Below are 13,882 nucleotides of genomic sequence, written 5' to 3' on the forward strand. Positions count from 1 at the left end.
GATTGTTTCCACCTGAAAACCAAAGGTTGCCCATTAGTGCGCTTATCTGCGGAAAAAACCACTCTAGACTCAAGCCTCGTTCAATCACTCGAGGCAACCCACAATGAAAATCCTGTTGATCGGCGCCGGCGGCACCATCGGTTCGGCCGTGGACAAAGAACTGTCGCAACGCCATGAAATCATCCGCATCGGCCGCAGCAGCGGCGATTTCCAGGTCGACATCAGCGACAGCGCATCGATCCGCAAGCTGTTCGAAAAGACCGGCAAGTTCGACGCGCTGGTGTGCGCAGCCGGCAACGTCACCTTCGCTCCGCTGAACGAAATGAGTGAAGACAGCTTCGCCCTGGGCCTCAAAGACAAGCTGATGGGCCAGGTGAACCTGCTGCTGATCGGCCGCGAGTTCGCCAACGACGGCGCGTCGTTCACCTTCACCTCCGGCGTGCTCAGCCATGACCCGATCCGCACCGGCGCTTCGGCGGCGCTGGTCAACGGCGCCCTCGACAGTTTCGTGCGCGCCGCCGCCATCGAACTGCCGCGCGGCCTGCGGGTGAACTCGGTGAGCCCGACCGTGCTGGTGGAAGCCATGGGCAGCTACGCCCCGTACTTCAGGGGCTACAAGCCGGTTCCTGCGGTGGATGTGGCATTGGCCTACGCCAAAAGCGTCGAGGGCTTGCAGACAGGTCAGACCTTTCACGTGGGCTGACCCCTTGTGATGAACGGTCAGGCTGCGTAACGTGGCGGCACTTGTCTGGAGAGCCGAAGATGCGTGTCGCCCGTTCGTTGATCGTTGTTGCCTTGCTGCCGTTGTTTGCCGCGTGCCAGTTGTTCGACGGGGCGCGGCAAAGCGCCTCGCACGTCGGCCAGAGCCGGATGCAGGGCCAACTGATCGCCGCCGACGGCAAGCTGGTGTTCGAGTCCTGCCAGGACCGGCGCCGCTATGAGGTCAACGACGTCGGCGGCACCAGCGTCCTGCAGGAGGCCGCCACCCTCGCCGACGAACAGGGCAAACTGTTCGCCGACGTGCGCGGCAAGGTCGCCGGCGACCGGCTCGACCTGACCCGGCTGTACCGCGTCGAACGCTCGGGCACCGCCTGCGACGACCCGAACTTCAAGCTGCTGATCCTGCGCGCGGCCGGCCATGGCCCGGAGTGGAGCGTGAAGGTCAGCGGCAAGGGCATGGCCATCGACCGCGAAGGCCAACCGCCCCTGGCCGTGCCTTACGTCGAGGAGCAACTGGGCGACGGGCGCTTCAACCTCAGCAGCGAGGCCGACAACCGCCGGATCGAGCTGTGGGTGGCGCCGCAGCGCTGCGTCGACGGCCGCACCGGCAGCGTGCAGCCCATGAGCGCCGAACTGCGCATCGACGGCAAGGCCGAACGCGGTTGCGCGTATTTCGGCGGTTCCCGCGACGACTGATCGTTTAACCTCACGGGATCCGGCCGATGCGGCGTATAATCGCCGCCTTCAAACGCCCTGGCGCAGTTGTGCGCCCCGCGAACCGGATCCTGCCATGTTACGAATCACCGAACTCAAGCTGCCGCTCGACCATCCCGACGAAGACCTGCGCACCGCCATCGTGCAGCGCCTGGGGGTCGCCAGCGATGACCTGCTCGACTTCACCCTGTTCAAGCGCAGCTACGATGCGCGCAAGAAATCCTCCGAACTGAGCTTCATCTACACCATCGACCTCAACGTGCGCGACGAGGCCAAGGTATTGGCGCGCTTTGCCGACGACCGCAACGTCAACGAGGCCCCGGATGTCAGCTACAAGTTCGTCGGCCAGGCGCCGGCCGATCTGGGCGAACGGCCGATCGTGGTCGGCTTCGGCCCGTGCGGCATCTTCGCCGGCCTGCTGCTGGCGCAGATGGGCTTCAAGCCGATCATCCTCGAACGCGGCACCGAAGTGCGCCAGCGCACCAAGGACACCTGGGGCCTGTGGCGCAAGAGCGTGCTCAACCCCGAGTCCAACGTGCAGTTCGGCGAAGGCGGCGCAGGCACGTTCTCCGACGGCAAGCTGTACAGCCAGATCAAGGATCCGAAGTTCCTCGGCCGCAAGGTGCTGCACGAGTTCGTCAAGGCCGGCGCGCCGGAAGAGATCCTCTACGTCAGCAAGCCGCACATCGGCACCTTCCGCCTGACCGGCATGGTCGAGACCATGCGTGAAGAGATCCGTGCCCTGGGCGGCGAAGTGCGCTTCCAGCAACGCGTCACCGACGTGCTGATCGAAGACGGCCAACTGGTCGGCGTCGAACTGGCCAGCGGCGAAACCCTGCATTCGAAACACGTGGTCCTGGCCCTGGGCCACAGCGCCCGCGACACCTTCCGCATGCTCCACAGCCGTGGCGTGTTCATGGAGGCCAAGCCGTTCTCGGTGGGCTTCCGCATCGAGCACCCGCAGTCGCTGATCGACCGCGCGCGGCTGGGCAAGTACGCCGGCCACCCGAAACTCGGCGCCGCCGACTACAAACTGGTGCACCACGCCAAGAACGGCCGTTCGGTCTACAGCTTCTGCATGTGCCCGGGCGGCACCGTGGTGGCGGCGACCTCCGAGCCGAACCGGGTGGTCACCAACGGCATGAGCCAATACTCGCGCAACGAGCGCAACGCCAACTCCGGCATCGTCGTCGGCATCACCCCTGAGGTCGACTATCCGGGCGGCCCGCTGGCGGGGATCGAGCTGCAGGAACGCCTGGAGTCCCACGCCTTCATCCTCGGCGGCAGCGACTACAAGGCGCCGGCGCAACTGGTCGGCGACTTCATCGCCGGCAAGCCGTCCACCGAGCTGGGCGAGGTCGAGCCGTCCTACAAGCCGGGCATTGCGCTGGGCGACCTGGCCCTGGCCCTGCCGGACTTCGCCATCGAGGCGATCCGCGAAGCCCTGCCGGCGTTCGAGAAGCAGATCCGCGGCTACTCGCTGCACGACGCGGTGCTGACCGGGATCGAGACCCGCACCTCGTCGCCGCTGCGCATCACCCGCAACGAGTCGCTGCAGAGCCTGAACGTGAAAGGGCTGTTCCCGGCCGGCGAAGGCGCGGGCTATGCGGGCGGGATCCTGTCGGCAGGTGTCGACGGCATCCGCATCGCCGAAGCCGTGGCCCGCGACATCCTGGGCCTGGAGGCCTGACACAACCACCGCAAAACCTGTGGGAGCGGGCCTGCTCGCCCCCACATGGGTTGGTGCGGCGGCCTCAGATGTTGGCGCGCAGCACCGATTCCGGCAGCGCCTCGCCCCGCTCGGCGCTTGCCGCCACCGCCGCGACCAGCCCGTCCAGTTCATATCCTTGGGCCTTGAGCCAGGCCGGGTCGTAATAGGTGTCGGCATAGCGCTCGCCGCCGTCGCACAGAATCGCCACGATCGACCCCGTCTCCCCCGCCGCCTTCATCTGCTGGGCCGCCATCAGCGCGCCGATCAGGTTGGTGCCGCTCGAACCGCCCACATGCCGTCCCAGACGCTTGGCCAGGTAATGCATGGCCGCCAGCGACAGGGCGTCCGGCACCTTGACCATCGCATCGATCACCTTGGGCAGGAACGACGCCTCGACCCGTGGCCGGCCGATGCCCTCGATCCGCGAACCGTGGCTCAGGCGCAGACTCGCGTCGCCGGTCCGGTAGAAATCGAAGAACACCGAACGCTCGGCATCGGCGCACAGCACGCGGGTGCAATGCTGGCGGTAGCGCACGTAACGGCCCAGGGTCGCGGTGGTGCCGCCGGTGCCGGGGCTGGAGATCAGCCAGGCCGGCGTCGGGTGCTGCTCGTAGCGCATCTGCTGGAAGATCGACTCGGCGATGTTGTTGTTCGCCCGCCAGTCGGTGGCGCGCTCGGCGTAGGTGAACTGATCGATGAAGTGGCCGTCATGCTCGCGGGCCAGACGCTCGGACTCGGCGTAGATCTGCGTCGGATCGTCCACCAGATGGCTCTGGCCGCCGTAGAAGGCGATCTGGGCGATCTTTTCCTTCGACGTGGTCGCCGGCATCACTGCGATGAACGGCAGGCCCAGCATGCGGGCGAAATACGCCTCCGAAATCGCCGTCGAACCGCTGGACGCCTCGATCACCGGCGCCCCGGGCTTCAGCCAGCCGTTACACAACGCGTAAAGGAACAGCGAACGGGCCAGACGGTGCTTGAGGCTGCCGGTGGGGTGGCTCGACTCGTCCTTGAAGTACAGCTCGATGCCCGCAAACCCCGGCAGCGGCAAGGGAATCAGGTGGGTGTCGGCACTGCGCTGGAAGTCCGCTTCGATGATCCGGATGGCTTCGCGGGCCCACTGTCGGTTGTCGCTCATGGCTGTCGTTCTCGTTGAATCGGGCAGGAATCGCCTTCGCAGGCTCAGTCCGCAAGCTTAGGAAAAATCCCTCACGATCAACAGATACAGCTGACCGCCAATACCTTTGGCAACTGCTAGGCTCAGCCCGCATCCACATCCCGCTCTGTAACGACATATAACAAAAAAGAATATAACTTTTGTTTTAACAACTAACCGTACGGGTTAGGGTGTCCCACCTTTTTGACGAATCCGATGGAGAGCGACCTTGCCTCTGCGTAGCACTTTCACGCGTTTCTTTCAGTTGGAAGCTGCCAGCGGTCTGTTATTGATCGCCGCAGCCGTCCTTGCCCTGATCATCAACAACTCGCCGCTGTCGTGGCTGTACGCCGGCCTGCTCGACACCCCGGTGGTGGCGCAGATCGGCGCGCTGAAGATCGCCAAACCCCTGCTCCTGTGGATCAACGACGGCCTGATGGCGCTGTTCTTCCTGCTGATCGGCCTGGAGGTGAAGCGAGAGGTGCTCGACGGCCAGCTGTCGAAGCCTTCGCAGATCGTCCTGCCCGGCGCGGCGGCCATCGGCGGCATGGTGGTGCCGGCGCTGATCTACTGGTTCCTCAACCGCGACAACCCGGCGGCCCTCGGCGGCTGGGCGATCCCGACCGCCACCGACATCGCCTTCGCCCTCGGCGTGCTGGCCCTTTTGGGCAAGCGGGTGCCGGTGTCGCTGAAGCTGTTCTTGATGACCCTGGCGATCATCGACGACCTGGGCGCCATCGTGATCATCGCGATCTTCTACTCCGGCGCGCTGTCGACCCTGTCCCTGGCCCTGGCGGCCGCGTGCATCGCGGCGCTGGTGGCGATGAACCGGCTCGGTGTGGTCAAGCTGGGGCCGTACATGATCGTCGGGCTGATCCTGTGGGTGTGCGTACTGAAGAGCGGCGTCCATGCGACGCTGGCCGGCGTGACCCTGGCCTTCTGCATTCCGCTGCGCACCCGGAACGCCGAACCGTCGCCGCTGCTGAGCCTTGAACACGCCCTGCATCCCTGGGTGGCCTACGGCATCCTGCCGCTGTTCGCCTTCGCCAACGCCGGCCTGTCCCTGAGCGGCGTCACCCTCGAGAGCTTCACCCACCACGTGCCGATGGGCATCGCGGTCGGCCTGCTGCTGGGCAAGACCGTCGGCGTGTTCGGCCTGACCTGGCTGGCGGTCAAGACCGGCCTCGCGGCCCTGCCCCAGGGCGCCAACTGGGGCCAGGTGCTGGGCGTGGCGATCCTCTGCGGCATCGGCTTCACCATGAGCCTGTTCGTCGGCTCCCTGGCCTTCGTGCCGGGCGCCAGCGACTACGTCGGCATGGACCGGATGGGCATCCTGACCGGCTCGATCCTCGCGGCGCTGATCGGCTACGCCGTGACGGCTGCGGCGAGCAGAAAGACAGCCATCAGCTGAGTCCTCTTTGGCGAGGGAGCTTGCGCCCTCGCCATACCTTCGCGACGAACAATCCCCACGTCATCACAGACGCGTCCTACAGCCACGCCGTTCCCACTTCGTTAACGTCGTGCAGCCCCTTCTCCGGGGCTGTCGATGCATGAACGAAAGGACGATCAGTGGCTGGCAGAAAGGACACCCCCAAGATTTCCAACCCGCCGTCGGGCGACGGCCATCTCGTCACCCACCGCTACATGACGGCCGCCGAACTGGCTGAACGCGAAGCCCGGCAGAACGCCTACGACGCCATGCTCGCAAGGCAGGAAGCTTTCGAACGCAGCCGCGAGGCAGCCGCCAACAAACCTGAACCGGTTCGCGCCGGTTGTGTGTTCGCCGAGTCCTGCAAATTGCCGGACGCGGTCATCGACTACGCCAATCCCTCCGGCATGGTGCCGACCGACAGCCTGAAGGACTACGGCGACCTGATCCTGCTCGGCGCCCGTGAGGCCGATGCCAGCGGCGGCGTGCCCCTCAGGAAAATCAGCGGCACGGCCATCCCTGCAGGCCTGGGCACGTTCGCCCTCGCCGGCTCCCTGTTCGAAGCCCTGCCGACCGTGGCCGCCGGCACCGCTGCGGCCACGCTGACGGGACTGGTGGCATTGCTGATGCCGTCGAGCCTCGGCGACAGCGCGCTCTACACCGACGACCAACTGCGCGCCCTCAAACAGGCCCGCACCCGCGTGCGTCTGCGCGTCGAACAGCAGGAGGACGGCAGCCTCACGGGTTACGGCTTCTACACCGGCAAGCACCGCGACTGGGAAATGGTCGAGGTCGTGCAGTTCGCCCCGCGTGGCAGCCAGTACACCGCGGACCTTGGCGAAGGCATTGAACTGATCTGGACACCGGCCGACGACGGCGCCGTCACCCTCGGCATCCCGCCCCTGGAAGCCGCCCCGCAGGCGCCGCACATCTGGGTGTACCCGCCGACGGAAGCGGCAGACAGCACTCTGGTGAACCCGGTCTATCCGCCGGAGTACCGGGATTTCATTCTGGTGTTTCCTGCAGAGTCGGGAGTTCGGCCGTTATACATCGTTCTCAGCCAGCCCCCCGACCATGCTTATTACGGCCATCCAAAAACGCTACCAGCGTTCCCTGATGCAATCAGGGTGAAATCGAAGTCATCGGTTCGAGGCGGAGGAAAGCGGCGAGCACGTTGGGTAGACCGTAAAGGCCGGATTTATGAGTGGGATTACAAAAGTAATGCAGTAGAAAAATACGACAAACTAGGAACCACACATTTGGGGGAGTTCAATCACCTCACAGGCGAGCAAATCGGCCCCGCAGAGCCAGATAGAAGAACCACTAAAAACTAAGGATCAAACCATGCTCTTCCTTTCAATAACCGGCTTTTACCCAGATGACGTCCAAGACGACACGCTGCAGTTCGAATTAGATATCGACGGTAGTGAAATGAATGAAAAAGTTGCCCAGCTCATTGAGTCCAAGTCTCTGAGCGAACTGGAGCCTGGTGAATTGTTACTGAGCGAAGATCAGGTAACGGCACTGGAAGCCCTTCTAAATGTCAGCTTCCCGAATGGTCTGGAGTATTTTATGGGCACCTGTGCCAAGTACTGATACTGCCGACCGGAAACAAACAAAAAACCCCGACCAGTCACCCGGTCGGGGTTTTCTTCAACTGCAATCCGCTTAGTGCGAAACGCGGCTGGTGCCACCCACGGTGGAGATGCGCACGCGCTCACCCACGCGGAACACTTCGTTCGGCTGCACTTCCTGCACGTAGGCGCGCATGCTGCCGTCGTCTTCGCGAACGGTGATCTCGACGCCCTGGGTACGGGTCAGGCCTTCTTCGGCGGCGGAGCCGACCAGGCCGCCGGCCACGGCACCGATGACCGCCGCCACGATGCTGCCTTTGCCGCCGCCGATGGCGCTGCCGCCGACGCCGCCCACCGCTGCACCGGCGAGGCCGCCGATCGGGGTCTTGGTGCCTTCGATCTTCACCGGACGCAGGGATTCGATGGTGCCCATGCGAATCGTCTGCACGCGACGCGCTTCGTCACGGGAGTAGGTGTCGCCGGTCAGGCTCGACTGGCAGCCGGTGAGCAGCATCGCCATCGTGGAAAAGGAAGCAACCAGCAGGACAGACTTACGCATAGGATCAACTCCAAAGGACAGGTATTCATTAAACTCCGCAGCTTGACGCCTGTCACGGCGCCGCCCGGATAAAATTGGTTTCATTCAGGCCCGGTACAGGCGCCTCAAACGATTCACCCAACAGTAGCGCCAAATTCGGAAAACCGCGCCACAGCCCCAAGGATTCTCATGGATTACTTCATCATCGTCGCCACAACCGTTGCCGGTCTGTACTTCCATGGGTGGCTGTACGTGCGAATCAAACGCTGGATGGATCGCGATCTGGCATTGTCGCTGGCCGGCAAGGATGAAAGCAAACGCGCCTTCATGCTTGAACGCTTGGCACAGGCCCAAAAACAGAAGATCAAGCGTCGGGACCTGCCGCAGTGGCTCAAGGCCGCCGCGGCAGACTATCCCGAGCGGTAGACTGCCTACGGCGCCAGACGTTCCAGAATCCAGCCGGCGCCCTGCACGCGGTAGTTGAGGCGATCGTGCAGGCGGCTCGGACGGCCCTGCCAGAACTCGATGCGCTCGGGAAGCAGACGGTAACCGCCCCAATGCTCAGGGCAGTCCGGCTGGGTGTCGCTGAAGCGCTGCTCGGTGGCCTTGAGCAAATCCTCCAGTTCCCCCCGCCCGTCGATCACCCGGCTCTGCGGCGACGCCCAGGCGCCCAGGCGACTGCCCAGCGGCCGCACCTGATAATACGCATCGGACTCGGCCGGCGTGACCTTGACCACCCGGCCTTCGATCCGCACCTGACGCTCCAGGGTCGGCCAGAAGAACGTCATGGCGGCGAACGGGTTCGCCGCCAGGTGCTGGCCCTTGGCGCTGTCGTAATTGGTGAAGAAGGTGAAGCCCTGCTCGTCCAGGCCCTTGAGCAGCAGAATGCGGCAATGCGGACGGCCGTCCGCATCGACCGTCGCCAGGGTCATGGCGTTGGCCTCGACAGGTGCCTGTTCGGTTTTCACCGCGTCCGCGAACCATTGGTGAAACAACGCGAACGGCTCGGCCGGGGCTTGCGCCTCGGTCAGGCCGTCACGGGTGTAATCACGACGCATATCTGCCAGAGCCTGGGTCATGGCGCATTCCTTTTCGTTAACGGATCACTTCTTTGAAGTATCGGCCGCGGCGACTTTCTTGTCGGCCGTGGCGGCTTTGGCCGGTGCGGTCTTCTTCACCGGGGTTTTCTTGGCCGGAGCCTTGGCGGCGGCTTTCTTGGCCGGGGCCTTTTTGGTGGCCGGTACGGCGGCTTTCTTGGCGGCCGGGGCCGGCGTCACCGGTTTGGCGGCTGGCTTGACGTCTTGTGCGGCCACCATGGTCACCGGTTTCGGCGCCGGCATGTTGTACTTGCTCAGCAGCGCGACCATGGTGTTCTGCGGGGTCACCAGCAGTTCGACGCGACGGTTCAGGGCACGGCCTTCGGCGCTGTCGTTGGCCGCCCGCGGCGCTTCGGAACCCATGCCGCGCAGCATCAGGCGGTCACGCTGCAGGCCGCTGAGGCGGAAAATCGCCGCCACGGCCTGGGCGCGTTCCTGGCTCAGCTTGATGTTGGCCGGGGCGGCACCGGTGGTATCGCTGTGGCCGAGCACCAGCACGGCGGTCTTAGGGTCGGCTTCGAGGATCTTCGCCACGCGGGTGAACGGGCCGAGGGTGACCGGCAGCAGCATCGCCGGACGGTCCGGGTTGAACGAGCCCTCCACCGGCGCCGTCACCACCAGCACGTTTTCGCGGCGCTCCAGCTGCAGGTTGCTTTCCTTGATCGCCTCGCGCAGGCGCGGCTCGTAGTCGTCCAGCCAGGCCTGGGTGACTTTCGGGTCAGGCATCGGCGCAGCCTTGGCGCCGGTGTCCTGGTCCTTGCCGCCGAACGGCCACCACCACTTGCCGCCCTTGTCGGCGTCGGCCTTGGCCACGGCGACCGGTTTGGCTTCGGGTTTCGCTTCAGGCTTGGCCTCGGCCTTGCTGTCGGCCTTGGCGTCGTCGGAACCGAACGGCCAGTACCAATGGCTGCCGCTTTCGGACTTGGCCACCGGCGCGGTGACCGCGGGCTTCAGCGGTGCCGGGGCCGGCGCCGGCTCTTTCGCCGCGACCTTGTCGGAGGAGCCGAACGGCCACCAGCTGCCGCCGTCGGCGTCGCTTTTCGGGGTCTGGGCGCAACCGGTGATCGCAAAACACAGGGCCAGGGCGAGAGTTGGTTTGGAAGACATTGGAAACCCACAAAATGAAGTGATGAACAACCGGAGCTGGTCGGCCCGGATAAACAGACGCTTTGAATCGAAAAAACGGGTGAGGTTCCGGCCCTGGAACCTCCGGCAACGCTTTACAGACAAGTGGCAAGCACCCGCGCCAGCTTCTGCGCGCGCGGATCCATCAAGACGTACGGCCCCAAGGTATTTGTCACAAAACCGAACGCGACATCGTGCTCCGGATCAGCAAAACCGACGGAGCCGCCCGCCCCCGGATGGCCGAAGGCGCGCGGGCCGAGGCCGTAGGTGGCGTTCGGCACGTCGGGCTGGTCGAGCATGCAGCCCAGGCCGAAGCGGGTGCGGGTCAGCAGCGTCTTGTCCTCGCCGAGGCTGTGTTCGCGGGTCAGCTCGTCGAGCATTTCGCTTTCCAGCAGGCTGCCGTCGAGCAGGCCGGCGTAGAACCCGGCCAGGCTGCGCGCATTGCCGTGGCCGTTGGCCGCCGGCTGCTGCATGCGCCGCCACTCAGGCTTGTTGGTGCTGGTGAGCACCGACGGCGGGTTGGTGAAGGCGCGGGTGGTCATGGCGGTCGGCTCCCGCATCGTCACTTGCAGCAGGCGCTGGGCGGCGGCGTCACCGGCGTTGCCCTTGCCCCGGGCGATGTGGGCCACGCGATGGAATTCCTCATCGGCGAGGCCGACATGGAAGTCCAGCCCCAGCGGCTTGGCGACCCGGGCCACGATGGATTCGCCCGGCCCGCGCCCGTCGGCCCGGCGCAACAGTTCGCCCACCAGCCAACCGTAGGTGATCGCGGCGTAGCCGTGGCCGGTGCCCGGCGTCCACCACGGCGCCTCCGCCGCGAGGGCGTCGACCATGGTCTGCCATTCGTACAGGGCTTGCGGTGCCATCAGCTCGCGCAGGGCCGGCAGGCCGGCCTGGTGGCAGAGCAATTGGCGCAGGGTGACGGATTCCTTGCCGGCAGCGGCGAATTCAGGCCAGTAGCGGGCGACGGGAACGTCCAGTTGCAACTTGCCTTCGGCCACCAGTTGCAGCGCCGTGACGGCGGCGAACGGCTTGGTGCAGGAGAACAGGTTGGCGATGGTGTCGCTGTGCCAGGCTTCGCTGCCGTCCTTGTCGGCGGTGCCGGCCCAGAGGTCGAGGACGGTCTCTCCACCGACCCGGATGCACAGCGCCCCGCCGCGCTCCTGGGGATCGTCGAACAGTGCCGCAAAGGCGTCGCGCACCGCTTCGAATTGAAGCTCGTAATGTCCCTGAATCTGCACCCGCAACTCCCCCGCCCAAACGCTCTACAAAGTGGCCGGCATTGTTCCAGCCCGTGAGGGTTTTGGGAACTGCTGCGAGCCGGGCGGTTGTGCGGCCGAAAAGAGGATCGGAGGTTCCCGGCGTTGCGGCCCGCTGACGATGGCGTCAGTGGCCGTTGCCCGAGTGCCCCCCGGCATGGCCGGCGTCCGGCCCCTTGCCGGCCTCGCCTTTGCGCCCGCCTTCGGCTTCGTGACCGGTGTCGCCCAGCGGCCGCGATGCCTCTTTGCCGATCTGCCCGACGGTCGCCAGGTTGCTCTTGCGCACCGCCTCGACAAAGCCCTGGAACGGCAGGTCGGTCACGCCCACCAGGCCGAAGTGGCCGTTTTCGCCGTCCAGCAAACGCCCGGTCACCGGCTGGTCCAGGTATTGGAACCAGTGCACGCCGACGATCGACGGCTCGCTTAGGGCCTGCTTGAGGAAGTTGGCGTAGGCCGGGCCGCGGTCTTCTTCCTTGGCCAGCGGCGTCACGCCGCCCCAGAACGGGCCGCGGTCGGTGGAGCCGAAGTTGAACTCGGTGATCAGCACCGGTTTGTCCAGCTCGCGCAACGCGGCGAAGTCGTAGCCGTCCTGCGGCTTGAGGGTGTACAGGTTGAAGCTCAGCACATCGCAGAACTGCGCGCAGGAGGCCACGGCTTCCGGGGTGCTGACGGCAAAGCGGCCACCGAGCAGCATCTGGTTCGGCGCATGCCATTTGAGCGAGTCGGAAATGGTCTTGAAGTAGGTGTCGGCGAACACTTTCTGGAAGTACTTGAAGTCGGCTTCGATCTCCGGGTGCTCGGCGCTCGGCAGCGGCGGCACGAAACCCGGATCCTCCATCAGTTCCCAGGCCGGCAGGTCGATGCCCCAGGCCTTGGACAGGCCCTCCTGGTTGCGGTACTTGTCCCGCAGTTGCTTGAGGAAGGCGCGTTTGGCCGGCACGTCGGTGGTCATTTTCAAGGTGCCGTAGGCCAGGGCGTAGCGCGATTTCGGGTCGTCGCCGGGGCCGGCCCAGGCCAGTTCGTTGTCGGCGTAGTAGCCGATCAGCCACGGATCGTCGCGGTGGTCGCGGGCGGCGATGGCCACGGCGCGCTCGGTGGCCATGGCGAAACGCGGGTCGAACGGGTCGGGCATGCCGCCCCACCAGTCGTTGCCGGTGCTGATGCTGGCGTAGTCGCCGACGATGGACAGCGGCAGGGTGTAGGGCATGCGCTGGGCGTTGCCCAAGGGCGACGCGCTCCAGTTGCCGACGGTGTTGAAGCCCCAGGCCAGCAGACGGTCGAGGGTGTGGGCGGTCCAGCGCTTCTCGTCGACCGTGGCTTTGCACGGCGCGGCAGCGGCCGCCTCGGCGCCGGGTTGGCTGTGGATCTGCGCGGCGCAAGGGTCGCCGTTCAAGCGTTGCAGGTTGGCGCCGTAGAAGTCGTACCAGCGCCCGACGTTATAGCCGCGCCCCTGATCGGCGCCGTTGCCGCCGCGGTTGTCGCCTTCGCCGTAGTGGCTGGCCAGCGGCTCGTCGGGCTTGGGCAGGGATTCGAACATCCATTCGCGGCCGGCCACGTAGGTCGGGTTCACGTCCGGGCTGACGGTGTTCACCCCCAGCGAGTAGAACGGATGGCCCTGCGGCGTCACCAGATACCAGCGTCCGTCACGCTTTTCGCTGCGGAAGAATCCGCTGGCCTTGAACGCCGGGCCGCCGATCCAGCCACCGAACTTGTCCAGCGGCGCCTTCTCGCGCTCCGCCAGCCAGCCTTTCAGTTGCTGCTGTTCCTTGGCGGCGGCGGCCTTGAGCTGCTCGTCATTGGCGACCTTCTCCGGCCACTTGCCCCGGGTGGATTGGCCATAGGCATCCACCAGGTTGCCGTAGGCGGCCTTGACCGCCTCGTCGCCGTCCTGCACGCCGAAGCGCTCAAGCAGCAGGCTCTGCGCCGCCTTGGGCCGGTCCAGCGACAGACTGACCGACACCACCTGGCTGCGATCCAGCTCGCCGCTGCTGCCGGCCAGCAGGATCCGCTGGCCGTCGACGGTGATCGGCATCGGCGGCGCGGCCTTCATGCCCTGGCTCAGGGGCGAGCTCGCGGTCAACGGCACCAGCAGGGTCTGGGCAGGGCCCGCCGGCAGGTCGACGCGGCTGGTCAGGGTCTTGCCGTCGTTGCTCTGGATCTGCACGTAGACGGTGACGGCCCAGTCCATGGCGCTCTGCAGGCGCAAGCTCATCATGCCGGACTGCGACCAGTCCCAGGCGCCGGTCTGCGGGGCCAGGCGCAGGGTCGGACGGGCGACCGGGCTGAACGTCACCCGGCGCAGCACTTCGCCTTCCGGCGTCTGCTCGGCGTTGGCCTGGGGCAAGTCGGCGTTTTCGGTGGTCACCTTCACCACGTCGGCGGGACGGACGAAATTGAACAGGGTCTGCTGGCCGGCGGGCGCCGCCAGCAACGGGGCGGCGAACATCAGGGCAAAAGCGGCAGGCAACGAACGGCGAATCATAAGAAAGGAATTCTCCCTAGCGACCCGTAGAGGCCGGTGGACAGGCGATGGCAGAGAGATAGACAACGCGGCGGGCG

Annotated in this window: 13 protein-coding genes; 7 read left to right on the forward strand and 6 right to left on the reverse strand. The window is 65.6% G+C overall.

What is annotated here, in order from left to right; genetic code table 11:
- Positions 1 to 103 precede the first annotated feature (103 nt).
- The 3 genes from KVG96_RS18370 (at position 104) to KVG96_RS18380 (ending at position 3,124) form a co-directional block, all read left to right on the forward strand.
- Complete coding sequence (locus KVG96_RS18370) at positions 104 to 703, forward strand: short chain dehydrogenase (protein ID WP_217893353.1); 600 nt, start codon at positions 104 to 106, stop codon at positions 701 to 703.
- A 59-nt stretch (positions 704 to 762) separates the two neighbouring features.
- Positions 763 to 1,416, forward strand: a complete 654-nt coding sequence (locus KVG96_RS18375) for a COG3650 family protein (RefSeq protein WP_217893354.1) — start codon at positions 763 to 765, stop codon at positions 1,414 to 1,416.
- A 94-nt stretch (positions 1,417 to 1,510) separates the two neighbouring features.
- Positions 1,511 to 3,124, forward strand: a complete 1,614-nt coding sequence (locus KVG96_RS18380; RefSeq protein ID WP_217893355.1) for an NAD(P)/FAD-dependent oxidoreductase — start codon at positions 1,511 to 1,513, stop codon at positions 3,122 to 3,124.
- A gap of 64 nt (positions 3,125 to 3,188) precedes the next feature.
- Here the strand turns inward: KVG96_RS18380 and KVG96_RS18385 are convergent, their stop codons facing one another.
- Positions 3,189 to 4,283 carry a PLP-dependent cysteine synthase family protein gene (locus KVG96_RS18385; protein ID WP_217893356.1) on the reverse strand — a complete coding sequence of 365 codons (1,095 nt, stop codon included), beginning with the start codon at positions 4,281 to 4,283 and terminating at the stop codon, positions 3,189 to 3,191.
- 247 nt (positions 4,284 to 4,530) lie between these two features.
- Between KVG96_RS18385 and nhaA the strand changes: the two genes are divergently transcribed.
- From nhaA to KVG96_RS18400, 3 genes are all read left to right on the forward strand, one after another.
- Entirely contained in the window at positions 4,531 to 5,712 is a 1,182-nt protein-coding gene (gene nhaA / locus KVG96_RS18390) for a Na+/H+ antiporter NhaA (RefSeq protein WP_217893357.1), read from the forward strand.
- Positions 5,713 to 5,870: 158 nt separating this feature from the next.
- Complete coding sequence (locus KVG96_RS18395; RefSeq protein WP_217893358.1) at positions 5,871 to 7,064, forward strand: S-type pyocin domain-containing protein; 1,194 nt, start codon at positions 5,871 to 5,873, stop codon at positions 7,062 to 7,064.
- A 10-nt stretch (positions 7,065 to 7,074) separates the two neighbouring features.
- A complete protein-coding gene (locus tag KVG96_RS18400) occupies positions 7,075 to 7,326 on the forward strand; it encodes a pyocin S6 family toxin immunity protein (protein WP_217893359.1) in 252 nt (83 codons plus the stop codon).
- 72 nt (positions 7,327 to 7,398) lie between these two features.
- On the opposite strand, the gene KVG96_RS18405 is transcribed toward KVG96_RS18400, so the two are convergent.
- Positions 7,399 to 7,863 carry an outer membrane lipoprotein gene (locus KVG96_RS18405; RefSeq protein ID WP_085581628.1) on the reverse strand — a complete coding sequence of 155 codons (465 nt, stop codon included), beginning with the start codon at positions 7,861 to 7,863 and terminating at the stop codon, positions 7,399 to 7,401.
- Between the two features lie 168 nt (positions 7,864 to 8,031).
- Between KVG96_RS18405 and KVG96_RS18410 the strand changes: the two genes are divergently transcribed.
- Positions 8,032 to 8,268: a hypothetical protein gene (locus KVG96_RS18410; RefSeq protein WP_085581626.1), complete on the forward strand. Its 237-nt coding sequence runs from the start codon at positions 8,032 to 8,034 to the stop codon at positions 8,266 to 8,268.
- A 5-nt stretch (positions 8,269 to 8,273) separates the two neighbouring features.
- Here the strand turns inward: KVG96_RS18410 and pdxH are convergent, their stop codons facing one another.
- From pdxH to KVG96_RS18430, 4 genes are all read right to left on the reverse strand, one after another.
- Positions 8,274 to 8,921 carry a pyridoxamine 5'-phosphate oxidase gene (pdxH, locus tag KVG96_RS18415; RefSeq protein WP_217893360.1) on the reverse strand — a complete coding sequence of 216 codons (648 nt, stop codon included), beginning with the start codon at positions 8,919 to 8,921 and terminating at the stop codon, positions 8,274 to 8,276.
- 24 nt (positions 8,922 to 8,945) lie between these two features.
- Positions 8,946 to 10,046, reverse strand: a complete 1,101-nt coding sequence (locus KVG96_RS18420; RefSeq protein WP_217893361.1) for an OmpA family protein — start codon at positions 10,044 to 10,046, stop codon at positions 8,946 to 8,948.
- 113 nt (positions 10,047 to 10,159) lie between these two features.
- Positions 10,160 to 11,305 carry a serine hydrolase domain-containing protein gene (locus KVG96_RS18425; RefSeq protein ID WP_217893362.1) on the reverse strand — a complete coding sequence of 382 codons (1,146 nt, stop codon included), beginning with the start codon at positions 11,303 to 11,305 and terminating at the stop codon, positions 10,160 to 10,162.
- A gap of 145 nt (positions 11,306 to 11,450) precedes the next feature.
- Positions 11,451 to 13,805 carry a beta-galactosidase gene (locus tag KVG96_RS18430; RefSeq protein ID WP_217893363.1) on the reverse strand — a complete coding sequence of 785 codons (2,355 nt, stop codon included), beginning with the start codon at positions 13,803 to 13,805 and terminating at the stop codon, positions 11,451 to 11,453.
- Positions 13,806 to 13,882: the final 77 nt, after the last annotated feature.

The organism is Pseudomonas ekonensis (assembly GCF_019145435.1).
Lineage (GTDB): Bacteria > Pseudomonadota > Gammaproteobacteria > Pseudomonadales > Pseudomonadaceae > Aquipseudomonas > Aquipseudomonas ekonensis.